The following is a 17,365-nucleotide window of genomic DNA, read 5'->3' on the forward strand; positions in this document are numbered from 1 at the left end:
AAAACGACAATGATTAGGTCACTATGTTTAAGATTATAGGGATGTTCTTACTGCTCTCAATTCCTTCTTTATTGCACATTACAGCACTGAAAGCTGAAGAGTTTATTTATATTGGCCTTGATGCTGATATGTCAGCATCAGCGAAGGAAGGAGGGATAGCCATTAAACGTGGCGCATTACTGGCGATAAACGAGATAAATGCTGCTGGAGGTGTGTTAAATAAACAGCTAAAACTGATAATCAAAGATCATCGTGGTAATCCGGCGCGTGGTGTCGCAAATATTCATGCTTTTGCTAAGCAAGCTGGACTTGTTGCGGTTATCGGAGGAGTTCATACCCCTGTGGCGTTACAAGAGTTACCTGCCATTCATCAGCATCAGATTATCTATCTTGATCCTTGGGCGGCGGGGACCCCTATTATTGACAATGAATTTGAACCTAATTTTGCCTTTAGAGTCTCGGTTAGGGATGAGCAAGCAGGCCAAGTTTTTTTAAATTATGCGGCAAAGCTGGGCATGACTAAAGTGGGTTTATTATTAGAAAGAACAGGTTGGGGGCGCTCTAATAAAGCGTCTATGGAAAAGGCTGCATCACAGCTAATGATGACTATCAGTGATATTCAATGGGTTAACTGGGGGCAAAAAGAGATGGATGCAGAAGTTGCCTCGCTTATTACTAGTGGGGCGCAAGCCATCGTGTTGGTGTCGAATGCACCAGAGGCTGTGGTCGCTGCAAAGGCTATTTTATCTAATCCTGATTCGAAGATGATCCCCATTATCTCTCATTGGGGAATAGCCAGTGGTGCATTTGTCAATAGATTAGGTCTTGAGAACCTCAATAAACTCAATATTGTAGTATTGCAATCGTATAGCTTTGATAAACCTAATAACAAGATGTTAAATCAGTCGGTATTATCTCAGTATCAACGCACCTTCGATCCTTCAGTCACTGCGCGCTCTATGGCTGGGGCTGTCGGTACCGCTCATGCTTATGACTTGGTGCATTTATTGGTGAAAGCGATAACGGATGCACAATCATTAGAGAGAAAAACAGTAAGAGATGCGTTGGTGGCTATCAAAGATCACCAAGGGTTAGTTAAACATTATAAGCCCCCCTTTACAGAGCAGATGCATGATGCCTTGCTCGCCGATGACTACTTTTTGTCTCACTTTAATGAGTTAGGTCAAATGATCCCCATCAAGGAGTAAGGTTTGACTAAAAATGTTTCTTTAGAAAGTCTTATTAGAAAAAAGGCCTTGCCACGATTATTGTCTTTTCTCTTATTGACTGTTTTATTTGTTGTGGGTGGATCCTTGTATGTGATTAATCAACAATTAGAGCAGAAACATATAGAATACGCAGACCGTTTTATCGAGGATTTTGAACTTAACCTTAAACTGCTGCAAACCCAAGTCAGCAATCTAGCAACCAATGATTTGATGGTAAACAGTATTATTGATTACAGTAATCGAGATAGCTATTTACCTGTTTTCTTTCGATCCTTAAAACTCAATATTACTGATAATACCAGTATTGTTTTTACCGATTTCGATGGTAATGTCATCACAGGTCAAACGGTGGATTTATTTCTTGAAAGGCAAGGTGATTTTGATTGGAAATCAAGGGTACTTGAGCAGGCTATGCCTTATTTTGAATATTCTAGCAAAGGGGTGTTTACCGCTTATCCTGTTATCTATGCCAACTTAGCTGAAGGTGCGATTATTGCTTACGTCAGTAAGGTTCAATCCGTATTGACCTTAAGTAACAGTGGTAACTTAATTTTGTTATTGGATGAAAATGAACAGGTTTTATTCAGTTCAAATGAAACGATACAGCAAGCGGGAGTTCAGTATGTAGAGTCGGAATTTGAACTTTGGTTTTCAGTTGAAAGATCATTTAACCAAGGTAAAGTGATCTCATTGCAGCCTAAAGAACAAGCCTATAAAGAGGCGCTATCGAGCGGTGTGTTCATGTTGTTGGCATTGATTATTGTATTTTTAGTCACATTAAACGGGATTAAGCATGCATCCGTGCTAGCATCTGAGTCTTTGAAAGCTCTACAGAAAAATATCGCCGATTCCATGGTAAATCAATCTGCGCTGGCAAGTGTTGATCTGCTTGATGAACCACAAGAATTTGCAGCGATTAGAGGTGGCTTTAAACAGTTACTTCAACAGTTACAGTCGACGTCTGTTTCTAAACAAAAATTTGAAAGCGTGCTCAATTCTATTAATGAAATGTTATTAGTAATTGATTCAGAAGGGATGGTTATTTTATCTAATGCATCGTTAAATGAATTTATTGCAGAGCATCAACTTTTGTTACCTGTGGATCTGAATAAATTACTCCCACTTGATTTTATTGATGATGATTTAACTCAGCAAGTCAGCATTAATGTGAGTTATAACCAATTAGCAATAGAGCAGGGTAATGATGTTAGCTGTCCAGAAGTGAAATGGTTTAAACGTGCTTATTTAAATGATAATGGTGAGCGGTTAGGGACTGTGTTGACTGGCATCAATGTGACTCAAGAGCGTGCGTTACAATCACAAGTTGATATTAGAAATAAGGCGATTGATGAAGCACATACGGCGTTATTTATTGCAGAAGTTAAGAATCAGCAATTACCGATCACCTATGTTAACAAGGCATTTATTCAGCTAACAGGCTATTTGGCCGATGAAATATTAAGCCAAGGTTGTCGTGATATATTGCAAAACATGTCGACTTTACCTGTTGAGCCTAATGTGGATATGGTCATTGCTTTGAAAAAAGCTTGTTGTTATACACAAGTCAATTATCGAAAAGATCGTCGTTCATTTTATAATGAGATCATATTGACGCCAATATTTGATCAAGCTGAAAATATATCCCATGTTATTGGCTCTTTTTATGATGTGTCAGAAAGAGAAGCAACAGAAGCTTATTTAATCAAAGCCAAAACCAAAGCAGAAGAGTCAGCTCGGTTAAAGTCTGATTTTCTTGCGAGTATGAGCCATGAAATTCGTACTCCAATGAATGGGATAATAGGCATGCTGCGTATTTTATCTCAGAGTCATATAGACAGAGATCAGCGTCATCAACTCAGCATAGCTCAATCGAGCGCTCAATCCTTGTTAGTATTACTGAATGATATTTTGGACTTTTCTAAAATTGAAGCTGGCAGACTAGAGTTGGACGAAATTGATTTTGAAATAGTCGTTACACTTACAGATATGTTTGAGAGTTTAGCGTTAAAAGCTCAAGAAAAAGGCATTGAGCTTATTTTAGATTTCAGTGATGTTATACCTCGTCAACTTTACGGTGATTCAGGTAGATTAAGACAGGTTGTCAACAATTTGGTTAGCAACGCAATAAAATTCACAGCTAAAGGCAATGTGCTTATTTCTGCTGCCGTGGTGCAAAAATTAAACGATGAGTTTATTTTTAAGTGTGTCGTAAAAGATGATGGTATTGGCATACCGCTTGAAAAGCAGGAGCACATCTTTAATTCATTTACTCAGGCTGACGCATCGACGACTCGTGAGTATGGTGGAACAGGGCTAGGATTAACCATTTCTACCCAGTTATGCCAATTAATGAATGGCTCGATTAGTGTCGAAAGTGATGGGGTTAATGGCAGTAGCTTTAAATTTGAAGTGACATTTAAAGCTTCAACTCAACCTCTAGAAGCTCATTATTCATTGGATTTGAGCGCAGTCAATATCCTGTTGGTTGAAGACAATATGATCGCTGCACAAGTGATAAAAAAACAGTTACAGTTATGGGGGGCTAAGGTGTCGATTACCACTTCGTCGCCAGATACACCAGCGATCATGCAAGCAGCGGAGCAAGTATCACAGCCATTTAATCTTGTTATGATTGAGATGAAGTTGGCGGATATTGATGGACTCAGTTTAAAACAGCGCATTGATGAGCTGTTACCAAATACTATCAGTAAATTTATCTTGATGACTTCATCCTTGCTTGCCGTTGATATTGCAACCATATCCCAGTACGGTTTTCAGGGATATTTCCATAAACCAGCTACGTTGATTAAATTGTATCAAACGATTAAAGCCGTCATTGATGATCAAGATATAGATAGTACTGAGCAGAATATTTCACAGTACAAACCAGAATTAGATTCGACTGACAAGGTACTAGCGCTATTAGTTGAAGACAATCAAACCAATCAAATTGTGGCAAATTCTATGCTAAATGACTTAGGCATTAATGTCTGTGTGGCTGCTAATGGGATTGAAGCGTTGAAACAGCTTAACTCATCAAGTCAAGAGCAACCTTATCAGTTGATATTTATGGATTGCCAGATGCCTGAAATGGATGGCTTTGAAGCAACAAAAAGAATAAGAGAGGGGGAAGGAGGCAAGCGATATCAGCAGGTTCCAATTATCGCGATGACAGCTAATGCCATAAAAGGAGATAAAGAGCGCTGCTTAGCTGCGGGTATGGATGATTATATTAGTAAGCCAATCGATGATCTTATGTTAGAACATCGGGTTAATTATTGGTTGCAGAGAATCGTCCCACAACGTCAAGAAGTACCGATGACCCCTGTCTCTATCGCGACGGCAAAACCATTGAATGTGGTTTGGAACAGTCAAAAATTTTCTAAGAGGCTGCACAGTAAGACTGAGTTAATTCAATTAGTGACGAAAGCATTTATTGAAGACACGCCTAATCAGGTAGACTCGCTACTGCGTGCGATAAAAGAGAAAGAGCTGGACCAAGTTCGTGCCATTGCACACTCAATTAAGGGTGCTGCTAGTAATATAGATGCTGAGCAGTTAGCTGATATCGCCAAAAGTATCGAAAAAGCGGCGATTGAACAAGATGTCAATGCAGTAACATCCCTTTCCGCTATGTTACTCCCGATGACTAATGAGCTCTATTCGGAGCTAGCGAACTTTCATTAACTCTGCGATCCAGAGCCCACTTCTCTATCCACCATCATTGCTGATTATTGCCAACTAACCTGATAAAAAATCGAGATCTAATAAAGTATCTGCTTTGGTATTATGGTATGATACTGCGCGAAAATTAAATGTATCATTGAGAGTATAAAATTATTATGTCTGACAAGTTTACAACTATTGAAGCACAAGCAAGTTATGGTATTGGTCGCCAGCTAGGTGAGCAATTGGCTGCTAACTCTTTTGAAGGCATTGATATCTCAGCCGTACAACAGGGCTTATCAGATGCATTTGACGGCATTGACTGTCAAGTTCCAATGGAAGAACTGCAGGTTGCATTTACTGAAATTAGTCAACGTATTCAAAAAGTACAGGAAGCAGCAGCTGAGCTCGCTGCTGGCGAAGGCGAGGTTTTCTTAGCTGACAACCTTAAGCGTGAAAGTGTTGTGACACTTGAGTCTGGTCTACAGTATGAAATTATGACTGAAGGGACTGGTGATAAACCTCCTCTAGATGCCACTGTTCGTACTCATTACCATGGCACATTTATTAGCGGTGATGTATTTGATAGTTCAGTTGTTCGTGATCAGCCTGCTGAATTCCCGGTATCAGGTGTTATTGCCGGTTGGACTGAAGCACTTCAGTTAATGCCAGTAGGCTCTAAGTGGAAGCTTTATGTCCCACATCACTTAGCGTATGGCGAGCGTGGTGCTGGCGCATCGATTCCGCCTTATTCGGCACTGGTATTTGAAGTTGAATTACTCGACATTCTGTAATATTAAAAGCCTAAGCTAATGTTTAGGCTTTTTTTTGCAAAGATGCTCAGCGCTAAAAATAGTGTATGAGCAATATCTAATGACAATGCATAATTGAAGGAAGCCTATGATGAGTGAACAAGTAAGGGTGGCAATAACTGGCGGCAGTGGCCGTATGGGTCGAACTCTTATTGAAGCCGCTAAGCAACAGCCAAATATTTTTCTTGGAGCCGTTATTGAAAGAGCGGGTTCAACATTAATTGGTGTTGATGCTGGTGAGCTTGCTGGGGTCGGGACGATGAACGTCTCTATTACTGACTCTCTTGATGCGGTAGTTGATGATTTTGATGTATTAATTGATTTTACTTCTCCAGAAGCAAGCTTAGTTCACACTGATTGGTGTGCTCGAAATGATAAAGCTATCGTCATTGGTACAACTGGGTTTAATCATAGTCAAAAAGAACATATTTTTGCCTATGCAGAGACCGCATCAGTTGTTATGGCACCAAACATGGCTGTTGGTGTGAATCTGATGTGGAAATTACTCGAGCTGACTGCTGAAGTTATGGGTGATTACACCGATATCGAGATTATTGAAGGGCACCATAGATACAAGAAAGATGCGCCATCTGGAACCGCACTTAAAATGGGTGAAGTGATTGCTAACACCTTAGGTCGTGATCTGGATAAATGCGCGGTATATGGCCGTGAAGGAATAACAGGTGAGCGTGATCGTGAAACCATCGGTTTTTCTAGTATACGTGCTGGTGATCTGGTTGGCGAACATACTGCCATGTTTGCTGATATTGGTGAACGTATTGAAATCACGCACAAAGCATCTAGCAGAATGACGTTTGCTAATGGTGCGATGAGGGCCGCTTATTGGTTAGTTGATCAAGATGCGGGCCTTTACGATATGCAGCAGGTCTTAGGCCTGAAGTAGTGCTTTTGTTAAACCGTCAATATGACGGTTTTTTTATGTTTAAAAAAAATAATAAATAGAGACAAGAAACACTAATTAATATATAGTTATCCGAATTTGCCAAAATTTTGTGTTTACATTATTTTTGTGCTTATTTAAAGCAAGAAAAAACATTATATTTTAGTGGCTTGGCTCTTTTTGGAGGTCGCGTTGACAAAGTCTGCCTTACTCGTACTCGAAGATGGAACTGTATTCTCGGGCACCGCTATCGGTGCTGATGGACATGCTGTTGGTGAAGTTGTTTTTAACACATCAATGACAGGTTACCAAGAGATCCTTACTGATCCCTCATATTCTCGTCAAATTGTAACTTTAACCTATCCGCATATTGGTAATACAGGAACCAATGATGAAGACACAGAATCTGATTCAGTTCATGCCTGTGGTTTAATTATTCGAGATCTCCCGTTAATTGCCAGTAACTTCCGTAATCAACAATCTCTCAGTGATTATCTAAAAGCGCACAATGTTGTCGGTATTGCTGATATTGATACGCGTAAGTTAACTCGTATTTTACGAGAAAAAGGGGCACAAGCTGGTTGTATCCTCGTGGGTGAACATGACGTGGCTAAGGCGCTTGCTAAAGCAAACGCTTTCCCAGGTCTAAAAGGCATGGATTTAGCCAAAGAAGTGACCACTGAGACTCAATATCAGTGGCGCAGTGGCAGCTGGCGTTTAGTTGGCGGTTTACCTGATGATACTCCAGCTTCTGATCTTAAGTACAACGTTGTTGCTTATGATTATGGTGTTAAGCGCAATATCTTACGCATGCTGGTTGACCGTGGTTGTGATGTGACCGTGGTTCCGGCGCAAACGCCAGCATCAGTAGTACTTGCCATGAACCCTGATGGGGTGTTTTTGTCAAATGGCCCTGGGGATCCTGAGCCATGTGATTATGCAATAACGGCGATTCAAGAGATTTTAAAGACTGAAATTCCCGTGTTTGGAATTTGCTTAGGGCATCAGTTATTAGCGTTAGCTTGCGGTGCTAAGACCCTGAAAATGAAGTTTGGCCATCATGGCGCAAATCATCCTGTGAGTAACATTGAATTAGGCAATGTGATGATCACCAGCCAAAATCATGGTTTTGCAGCGGATGCTTCTAGTTTACCAGCGAACATTAAGGTGACACATAAATCACTGTTTGATGGTTCTTTACAAGGTATTCATTTAACGGATAAGCCTGCATTCAGCTTTCAGGGACACCCTGAAGCGAGTCCAGGACCACATGATGCAGCTCCTTTGTTCAATCATTTTATTGAACTTATTGACATGTATCGCCAGAACGCTAAATAGTCCGGGAGAAGGTTTAAGCAATGCCAAAACGTACAGATATAAAAAGTATTCTTATCCTAGGTGCCGGTCCGATCGTTATCGGTCAAGCATGTGAGTTTGATTATTCCGGTGCGCAAGCTTGTAAAGCCCTGCGCGAAGAGGGTTACCGGGTTATTCTGGTTAACTCAAATCCTGCCACGATTATGACAGATCCAGAGATGGCTGATGCGACCTACATCGAGCCTATTCATTGGGAAGTTGTGCGTAATATTATTGCCAAAGAACGCCCTGATGCCATTCTGCCGACAATGGGTGGTCAGACAGCACTTAACTGTGCACTTGAACTTGAGAGCAAGGGAGTACTGGAAGAGTTTAACGTTGAGATGATCGGCGCCACTGCCGATGCGATTGATAAAGCCGAAGATCGCAGCCGTTTCGATAAAGCAATGAAATCAATTGGACTGGATTGTCCGCGTGCTGGTATTGCGCATACAATGGATGAAGCGAATGCCGTGGTAGCAGAGCTTGGGTTTCCTTGTATTATCCGCCCGTCATTTACTATGGGTGGTAGCGGTGGTGGGATTGCCTATAATAAGGAAGAATTCGAGGAGATCTGTTCTCAGGGGCTCGAGCTTTCACCCACAAGTGAACTGCTTATCGATGAGTCTTTGATTGGTTGGAAAGAATATGAGATGGAAGTCGTACGAGATCGCAATGATAATTGCATTATCGTCTGTGCTATCGAAAACTTTGATCCAATGGGGGTTCATACTGGTGACTCAATTACCGTCGCACCAGCGCAAACCCTGACAGATAAAGAATACCAGCTAATGCGTAATGCATCACTGGCGGTATTACGTGAAATTGGTGTTGAGACGGGTGGATCAAACGTACAGTTTGGTATTAACCCAGTAGATGGCCGCATGGTCATTATCGAGATGAATCCACGTGTATCACGTTCATCCGCGCTAGCCTCTAAAGCGACAGGTTTTCCTATTGCAAAAATAGCGGCCAAATTAGCCGTTGGTTTTACGCTCGATGAGCTAAAAAATGATATTACAGGTGGCAATACTCCCGCATCATTTGAACCTGCTATTGATTATGTCGTGACTAAGCTTCCACGTTTTAACTTTGAGAAATTTGCCGGTGCCAATGATCGTTTGACGACTCAGATGAAGTCTGTTGGTGAAGTCATGGCCATTGGTCGTACTTTCCAAGAGTCACTTCAAAAGGCCCTTCGCGGACTTGAAGTTGGCATGAATGGCTTAGATCCGATTATTGATATCGATGATGCCGATTCCATGGCACGTATTCGACATGAACTTCAAGAGCCCGGTGCTGAACGTATTTGGTATATTGCTGATGCATTTCGTGCAGGCCTGTCAGTAGATAATATTTTTGGTTTGACGAATATTGACCCTTGGTTCTTGGTCCAAATTGAAGATCTGATTAAACTCGAATCAAATGTTAAAGATTCAGGTATGTCAGGGATGAATGACACATTTTTACGTCAATTAAAGCGTAAAGGTTTCTCTGATATTAGGCTCTCATTGTTACTTGGGATCAGCGAGTCTGAGATGCGCAAGTTGCGTCACAAGCATGAAATATTTCCTGTCTATAAACGTGTTGATACTTGCGCTGCTGAATTTTCAACTGACACAGCTTACATGTATTCTACTTATGAAGAGGAGTGTGAAGCTGCACCATCAAATCGTGACAAGATTATGATTTTAGGTGGTGGCCCAAACAGAATTGGTCAAGGCATTGAATTTGATTATTGTTGTGTCCATGCGGCATTAGCATTGCGTGAAGATGGTTATGAAACCATTATGGTCAATTGTAACCCTGAAACAGTATCAACTGATTATGATACATCTGACAGACTTTATTTTGAGCCTGTCACGCTCGAAGATGTGCTTGAAATTGTTCGTATCGAAAAGCCGAAAGGCGTTATTGTACAGTATGGTGGTCAAACGCCACTTAAGCTTGCTCGTGAATTAGAGGCTGCGGGTGTGCCGATTATTGGCACCAGTCCTGATGCCATTGACCGCGCTGAAGATCGTGAGCGCTTCCAGCAAGCGGTTCAACGTCTTGAAATGAAGCAACCTGAAAATGACACAGTAACCACTGTTGAAGGCGCTGTTATTTCTGCTGAGCGTATTGGTTATCCATTAGTGGTTCGTCCATCTTATGTGTTGGGTGGCCGTGCGATGGAAATCGTTTATGATGAACAGGATTTACGTCGTTACTTTAATGAAGCCGTTAGTGTATCAAATGCGTCGCCAGTATTGTTGGACCGTTTCTTAGATAATGCGATTGAAATCGATATTGATGCTGTGTGTGATGGTGAGACGGTTGTTATCGGCTCTATCATGGAGCATATTGAACAAGCAGGTGTTCACTCTGGTGATTCAGGGTGTTCATTACCGCCATACAGCTTAAGTGATGATGTTCAAAATCGTATGCGTGAGCAAGTGGGTAAACTGGCGATTGAATTGGGTGTTATTGGCTTGATGAACGTTCAGTTTGCAGTTAAGGATGACGAAATCTATATGATTGAAGTGAATCCTCGTGCTGCGCGTACAGTCCCCTTTGTGTCTAAAGCGACAGGGGTTCCTTTAGCTAAAATTGCTGCACGTGTGATGGCAGGGCAAAGCCTTAAGTCACAAAATTTCACTAAAGAAGTGATACCGCCTTATTACTCAGTAAAAGAAGTGGTATTACCTTTCAATAAGTTCCCTGGTGTGGATCCTTTACTTGGGCCTGAAATGCGTTCAACTGGTGAAGTCATGGGGGTGGGTGAAACATTTGCTGAAGCCTATGCGAAAGCTCAGTTAGGGGCAACATGTGCTGTGCCTAAGTCTGGTCGTGCCTTATTATCTGTTCGTAATAGCGATAAAGCGCGGGTTGTGGACTTAGCCGCCCAGCTTATTGGATTAGGTTATGAGATAGATGCCACTCATGGAACGGCTATTATTTTAGGTGAAGCGGGTATTAACCCTCGTTTAGTGAATAAAGTTCATGAAGGACGTCCTCATATTCTTGATCGGATAAAGAATGGCGAGTACACCTATATTGTCAATACGACAGAAGGTCGTCAAGCAATTGAAGATTCACGTCAACTTCGCCGCGGTGCATTACGCTATAAAGTGAATTATACCACGACGTTAAATGCTGCGTTTGCTACTTGTATGGCACATGCCGCTGACGATAGAACGAATGTTAATTCACTGCAAGAGTTACATCAACAAATTAAGTAATTGTTAATCTATCTTACTTGTCGTTAAAAGCCACTTTTGTGGCTTTTTTTTTGATAAAAATAATGACCAAATACTCGAAATTTTTTATATCGACTAAACTTTATATTATTCATTTTTTCTTTTATCTGTGATTAAACATGAACATTTCGAGTAAAATTATCTTAGCCACTGTTTTATTGTCTGGAATTGGCATATTTTCGGCTGGATCACTCGTTGGGTGGAAATCATCATCAATAGCATCAGAATCAATAGAGAAAAATGTTTATGAACAGTTGGTTGCGATTAGGGAAACACAGAAAAATCAAATTGAACGTTATTTTTCAACCATAGCGAAAGGGATCACAACGCTGTCAAATAATCGCATGGTGATGGATATGATGGAGGAAATGCCGTTACCATTTTCTCAATATGGACAACAAACAAGGTTGACCGAAAACGGTCAATTAAAAAGTTATTATACCCAAGAGTTTGATAAAGAATATCGGTCACAAAATCCCTCAAGCTCTAGTAGTTCAGCCAGCAAATTAACCCAATTAAGTGATAATACGAGGTTAATACAACATGCTTATATTAGTGGTAACTCAAATCCATTGGGAAGTAAAAATCAGTTGGTTTATGCTGATGATGGTACTCGTTACAGCGAGCTACATAAGAAGTATCATCCTCACTTAAATCAGTACTTGGAGTCATTTGGCTTCTATGACATTTTTCTTGTAGAGCCTGATACAGGCTTTGTTGTTTATTCTGTTTTTAAAGAATTGGACTTTGCTACTTCATTATTAAGCGGTCCGTATAAAGACTCGGGGTTAGCCGAAGCATTTAGGTTAGCGAATGCCAGTAGCCAAAAAAATGAAACTTTTCTCGTTGATTTTAAACCTTACTTCCCCTCTTATGAAGCTGCAGCCGCATTTATTTCTTCCCCCATATTTTCCAGTGATGGTAAAAAGTTAGGTATTTTGATTTTTCAAATGCCAATCGATGAGATAAATAGCTTGATGACTTTCGAAGCAAGGTGGGAACAAGTAGGATTAGGGAATTCTGGGGAGACATATTTAGTCGGTGACGATCAATTACTTCGAAGCCAGAGTCGTTTTTTACATGACGATAAGGATGGTTATCTTGCTGGGCTAACCGCTGCGGGTGTTGATGCTGAAATTGTTGATAAAATTGCTGCGAGCGGTTCATCCATTGGTTATCAAAAAGTGACCAATGAGGCAGTAACAGCCGTTCTATCAGGGGAAACAGGCATTAAATCTATCAAGGATTATCGTAATGTTGATGTACTATCTGCTTTTACCCCGTTGGAAATTGAAGGGGTCACTTGGGGATTATTAAGTGAAATAGATGTCGCGGAAGTCATGCAGGATAAAGAGAATATGCAGGCAAGCATATGGCAGGTGATTATCGTCGTCATACTTATTTTATTACCGTTAACCTTAATGGCAGGTTTTGTCATTGCTCGTGGGATCTCAACTCCCATTAATAATTTTATTTCTCAGATAAATAGAGTGGCAAATGAAAAAGATTTGACCACGAGAATTGAATATAAAGGAAAAGATGAGTTGTTTTCGTTAGCGACGTCTTTTAATCAGTTAATGATAGGGGTGCAAGGGGTTTTGAATAGTGTCGAAGAACTAACAAGGACATTACTGCAGTCAACCAATAAAATGATAACCAATATTGGCGAAACCACAGATCAAACACTGAAACAATCAAATAGTGCTGATAGTGTCGCTGTTGCAACAAATCAACTTCTGGCAACGATTCAGGAGGTGGCCAGAAATGCGTCAAATGCATCTGATTCAGTTAGAGAGACTGAAAGTAAATGCAAGGAAACCAGTCACGTTGCTGAGCGATTAGAGAAGGATATGTCAGAACTAAATGTTCAAATGAGTTCAGCTTCTGCTTCAATAGACAAATTAGCCCAAGAGAGTGAGTCAATAGGCTCTGTGCTTGATGTGATTCAGTCAATCGCTGAGCAAACTAACCTACTTGCCCTTAATGCGGCGATTGAAGCTGCTCGAGCTGGTGAACAAGGTCGAGGTTTTGCGGTGGTTGCTGATGAAGTGAGAACGCTGGCATCACGCACGCAGCAGTCGACAGAAGATATAAGGGAGAAAATAAACTCTTTACAGCAAGAGACGCAAACAACAGTGAAGATGGTAAGCTCATCGAGTCAGATGGCTAATGCCAGTATTGTGGCTTGTGAAGATAATCGTAAAATTTTAGCTGAAGTTTTAGCTTTAGTTTCTCAATTAAGCGACATGAATATACAGATAGCCACTGCATCTGGAGAGCAAAGCTCTGTCGTGGGAGAAATAAATCAAAATATTACAGAGATAGGTAGTATGTCACAACAGATCTCTAATAAAGCAGAACTGAGTAAACATGACGTACAAGAGCTAAGTTCATTGGTTCTGAACCTTGAAGATAAGATGAAAGAGTTTACACTGTAAAGCGGATAGCCCACCTTATCCAGTATCAGTTGTTAGCATGTACAAAATTATTTACAGGCTCAAAATTCAGGGTTGGCGCTCTACTTTTTATAGGCCCGAATATAAATTATTACTTAATATCATGCCATTCTCACCGTTGATGATAAGGTTTACTTTGATCATTAATCTATGTTGATCCTTCTTCGTTAGTGTCACAGAGCTTAATTATATACTGTATTCGAATCCTACCGAGTTAACTTTTACTGTCGCGAAAGCCACAGTGATGGTAGTGACGAAGGAGATGATAATAGAGTACTTTAATGGCTTTTTTGATAAAGTAAGACAAAAATACGCCAGTTAGTTGCTTCATTCATGACTAGCGTCATGGCCGCTCTATGTATAGAATAGTCGATTCTAAAAATGTAATTTTCAGTGTTGGCTCTTAAGTAGGGTTGCATAAACAGCTTTTGTTTTAAAGGAGACGGAAGAGTACTATGAACAAGGTTCCTATGACGGTTGTTGGTGCAGACCAACTTCGTAAAGAATTAGATTATTTAAAGTTTGAGAAACGTCCTTTGATTGCGGAAGCAATTGGCACTGCTCGTGAACTTGGTGATCTTAAAGAAAATGCTGAGTATCATGCTGCTCGTGAAGAACAAGGCTTAAGTGAAGCTAGAATACGTGACATTGAAGGTAAGCTTTCTAATGTTCAGATCATTGATGTCACTAAAATGGATAATACTGGCCGAGTTATTTTTGGTACAACAGTGACCATTTTAAATCTTGATACCGAAGTTGAAGTCACTTATCGCATTGTTGGTGAAGACGAGGCGAATATTAAGAATAATTTACTCTCGGTTAGCTCTCCTATTGCGAGAGGCTTAGTAGGTAAAAGTGTCAATGATGAAGTCACCATCAATACTCCTGGCGGCATGACAGAATATGAAATTACATCAGTAAAATATATTTAATGGTGAAATACTCATGTTTACTGTTATTAAAGTCGCATTAAGCGGCTTTTTTTATGTGTGCTATTAGGATTTGTTTATTTTTGCTCAATTTCAATGGATTTCATGTAAAGGTCGGGCGATGAGGCTTAATGGATCCGCAATAAAGCCATTGAGGTGAGCCTAGGGCAAGGTTTGTTGATCCTTTCTATTGCGTTATTGTATAAAATATTAACGATTTCTTGCAAAAACAACCATGAAAAATAAACAGGCCCTAATTAAACATAATAAAAAATTAATTTGTATCTCTATGTTCGACCCTTTAATATTGATGCTTATGATTGGGTTAAGTTAGCAGGTTTGAGTGAAGGCTTTTTTGCGTTTTGGATGTATGTTGCTATTGATTGGGAGAGTGCTTATCTTTCCTGTGTTTGCGCATGATTTTCAGACTGTAGAACAAGATAGAGCCAACCAAGAATCGAGCATTACAGATGCGTTTGAACAAAAATGCAATTGTGACACCTTGCTTGATAAGCCTCAATTAATTCAATACCAATCTGAATCAAATAACGCTGCTAAGCATAGTAACGATGATTCTACATTTGTTCCCTTGATTTCTCAGCGACTGATAAATTTTGCTCAACATGAACCTTTACATAACGATCCTGACTATCACTTAGCTTTCGAATTTATCCCCCCCTTAGCCCCGTCTTTTGTTATAGGTTATCGCATCGATTTTACTCAAGCATTAGATTGGCCACTTCACATAAGACAAATCTCATCAAGACTTTCTGGCTGGAAAGAAACTAACCTACTGTACCGTTTTACTCAGAAAAGCACTATTAGCTAACTTTTCATCCATTGTGGATGGCTTTATTTAACTTTTTTAGCCTAACTTAATGTGTATGTAAATTATTTTGCATATTCGCTATAGGGCTAGAAACTTTATTGGGTTTAGCAACAAAGTGTTAAGAGTAAAAATATGAGAAATCAGATGAAAGGTAAAATTTTAAACCATTATTCCGCGTGGAAATATATCGTCTTATTTGTGACCTTTATTGTCATGTTATTGAGTGCATTACCCACATATTATGGTGAAGATGCAGCGATTCAAATAAGTGATAAAGCTGGATTGAAGCTCACACCATTAGAATTAAATGATGCATTGAAGGGTGATGGAGTTAAAGTTAAACGCATTGATCATAATGTAAACCAAACTTTAATCGTATTGGCTGATGATGACCAGCAAAGGCAAGTTAACGCTTTTTTGAGTGATCATGTCGAAGATAGTTCAGAATTGACCTTGGCGTTAGCACCAGCAGCACCTGATTGGCTACTCTCGTTAGGATTTAAACCGATTAAATTGGGATTGGATCTACGCGGAGGGGTGCAATTTCTTTTGGATGTGGAAGTGGAGCCTGTTTATAAACTTCATTACGATACTTTTGTGGAGGCGGTTAGGCAGTTTGCTCGCCAACAGGGAATTAAAGGGGTTAATGTTCGTCAAAGTGTCGATTCTAGTGTGAAGATCACACTTCCTGATGGTGGTCAAAGAGGTGATGTTAGGAATTTTATTGCCAGTCAGTACCCCACATGGCAGGTGTCCAATGTCGATAGTACCGGTCTGAATGCTGATATTAAGATTGATGAAAAGAGTAAGATCCGAGATTTGACGGTGAAACAAAATTTACAAATTATGCGCAGTCGTATTGAGCAGCTTGGGATCACTGAGGCCATGGTTCAGCGTCAAGGTGATCATAGGATCAGGATTGAACTACCCGGCGTTCAAGATCCTGCTGCAGCTAAAAATGTGATTGGAGCTACGGCGAGCTTGGCTTTTTATCAAGTAAAGCAAAAGGGGTCAGTTAATGCTCAAGTATTAACAGATAAGTCTGGTACGCCAGTTTATGTTGCCAGAACTCCTGTATTGGGGGGTGATCATATTGTTGATGCTAGGGCGGGCTTAGGTGAAATGGGCATGCCTGAAGTGGTGATCCATCTCGATAGAGAGGGGGGCAAAATGATGTCAGATTTCTCTCGTGACAATATAGGTAGGCCTATGGCGACCTCTTATAGCGAATACAGTCGAGATGAAAAGGAGCAGGTGAGACAAACGACAGAAGTGATCAGTGTGGCGACGATTCAGTCTCAACTCGGTGATCGTTTTAGTATTACTGGTGCGGGTGATTACGCTCAGGCGCAACAGTTAGCATTATTGCTCAGAGCTGGCTCGATGACAGCGCCTGTCACTATTGTCGAGGAGCGAACGATAGGCCCGAGCCTTGGGGCTGAAAATATCACCAATGGCTTTTCTGCTTTAGCATTAGGTTTGGCGATAACTTTACTCTTTATGGGTCTTTGGTATCGCCGTTTAGGCTGGGTTGCCAATGTGGCGTTACTTGCCAATATGGTTATTTTGTTTGGTCTTCTAGCGCTTATTCCTGGTGCTGTATTAACGCTGCCTGGCATCGCCGGCTTAGTCTTAACGGTGGGGATGGCTGTCGATACTAATGTTCTTATTTTTGAAAGAATTAAAGATAAATTGAAAGAAGGGCGTGGGTTCGCTCATGCTATTGATCTTGGGTTTGATAGTGCTACTTCCACTATTTTTGACGCTAATTTTACGACAATGATAACAGCGGTAGTGCTGTATTCCATAGGTAATGGGCCAATACAGGGCTTTGCACTGACCTTAGGTCTGGGATTACTAACGAGTATGTTTACAGGTATTTTTGCCTCTAGAGCATTGATCAATTGGAAGTATGGGCGTGACTTTATCCGCGATGTAAAGGTGTGAT

The 17,365-nt window shown here is 40.6% G+C and carries 10 protein-coding genes; all 10 read left to right on the plus strand.

Features of this window, described 5'->3' with window-relative positions; translation table 11 throughout:
* Positions 1-23: 23 nt before the first annotated feature.
* The 10 genes from HQQ94_RS05705 to secD all read left to right on the plus strand — a co-directional run bounded on the left by HQQ94_RS05705 (position 24) and on the right by secD (position 17,364).
* Positions 24-1,208, plus strand: a complete 1,185-nt coding sequence (locus HQQ94_RS05705; RefSeq protein ID WP_173293502.1) for an ABC transporter substrate-binding protein — start codon at positions 24-26, stop codon at positions 1,206-1,208.
* Between the two features lie 3 nt (positions 1,209-1,211).
* Positions 1,212-4,916 (plus strand): response regulator, encoded by a 3,705-nt coding sequence (locus HQQ94_RS05710; protein ID WP_173293503.1) that lies wholly within the window; start codon positions 1,212-1,214, stop codon positions 4,914-4,916.
* A gap of 155 nt (positions 4,917-5,071) precedes the next feature.
* Positions 5,072-5,689: an FKBP-type peptidyl-prolyl cis-trans isomerase gene (locus tag HQQ94_RS05715; RefSeq protein ID WP_173293504.1), complete on the plus strand. Its 618-nt coding sequence runs from the start codon at positions 5,072-5,074 to the stop codon at positions 5,687-5,689.
* A 109-nt stretch (positions 5,690-5,798) separates the two neighbouring features.
* Positions 5,799-6,611 carry a 4-hydroxy-tetrahydrodipicolinate reductase gene (gene dapB, locus HQQ94_RS05720; RefSeq protein WP_173296533.1) on the plus strand — a complete coding sequence of 271 codons (813 nt, stop codon included), beginning with the start codon at positions 5,799-5,801 and terminating at the stop codon, positions 6,609-6,611.
* 177 nt (positions 6,612-6,788) lie between these two features.
* Positions 6,789-7,946: a glutamine-hydrolyzing carbamoyl-phosphate synthase small subunit gene (gene carA / locus HQQ94_RS05725; RefSeq protein WP_173296534.1), complete on the plus strand. Its 1,158-nt coding sequence runs from the start codon at positions 6,789-6,791 to the stop codon at positions 7,944-7,946.
* Positions 7,947-7,966: 20 nt separating this feature from the next.
* The gene (gene carB, locus HQQ94_RS05730) at positions 7,967-11,185 is read left to right on the plus strand and encodes a carbamoyl-phosphate synthase large subunit (protein ID WP_173293505.1); all 3,219 of its coding nucleotides are present in this window, start codon (positions 7,967-7,969) and stop codon (positions 11,183-11,185) included.
* A 137-nt stretch (positions 11,186-11,322) separates the two neighbouring features.
* Positions 11,323-13,641, plus strand: a complete 2,319-nt coding sequence (locus tag HQQ94_RS05735; RefSeq protein ID WP_173293506.1) for a methyl-accepting chemotaxis protein — start codon at positions 11,323-11,325, stop codon at positions 13,639-13,641.
* A 473-nt stretch (positions 13,642-14,114) separates the two neighbouring features.
* Positions 14,115-14,591, plus strand: coding sequence for a transcription elongation factor GreA (gene greA, locus HQQ94_RS05740; protein ID WP_173293507.1), 477 nt, complete (start codon positions 14,115-14,117; stop codon positions 14,589-14,591).
* Between the two features lie 340 nt (positions 14,592-14,931).
* Positions 14,932-15,417, plus strand: coding sequence for a hypothetical protein (locus HQQ94_RS05745; protein ID WP_173293508.1), 486 nt, complete (start codon positions 14,932-14,934; stop codon positions 15,415-15,417).
* A 132-nt stretch (positions 15,418-15,549) separates the two neighbouring features.
* The gene (gene secD, locus HQQ94_RS05750) at positions 15,550-17,364 is read left to right on the plus strand and encodes a protein translocase subunit SecD (protein WP_173293509.1); all 1,815 of its coding nucleotides are present in this window, start codon (positions 15,550-15,552) and stop codon (positions 17,362-17,364) included.
* Position 17,365: the final 1 nt, after the last annotated feature.

The sequence above is a fragment of the Shewanella sp. VB17 genome (genome assembly GCF_013248905.1).
GTDB lineage: Bacteria > Pseudomonadota > Gammaproteobacteria > Enterobacterales > Shewanellaceae > Shewanella.

Coding starts and splice junctions, on each gene's coding strand:
- HQQ94_RS05705 (WP_173293502.1), top strand. CDS start 24: ATGTTTAAGATTATAGGGATGTTCTTACTGCTCTCAATTCCTTCTTTA.
- HQQ94_RS05715 (WP_173293504.1), top strand. CDS start 5,072: ATGTCTGACAAGTTTACAACTATTGAAGCACAAGCAAGTTATGGTATT.
- dapB (WP_173296533.1), top strand. CDS start 5,799: ATGAGTGAACAAGTAAGGGTGGCAATAACTGGCGGCAGTGGCCGTATG.
- carB (WP_173293505.1), top strand. CDS start 7,967: ATGCCAAAACGTACAGATATAAAAAGTATTCTTATCCTAGGTGCCGGT.
- HQQ94_RS05735 (WP_173293506.1), top strand. CDS start 11,323: ATGAACATTTCGAGTAAAATTATCTTAGCCACTGTTTTATTGTCTGGA.
- greA (WP_173293507.1), top strand. CDS start 14,115: ATGAACAAGGTTCCTATGACGGTTGTTGGTGCAGACCAACTTCGTAAA.
- secD (WP_173293509.1), top strand. CDS start 15,550: ATGAGAAATCAGATGAAAGGTAAAATTTTAAACCATTATTCCGCGTGG.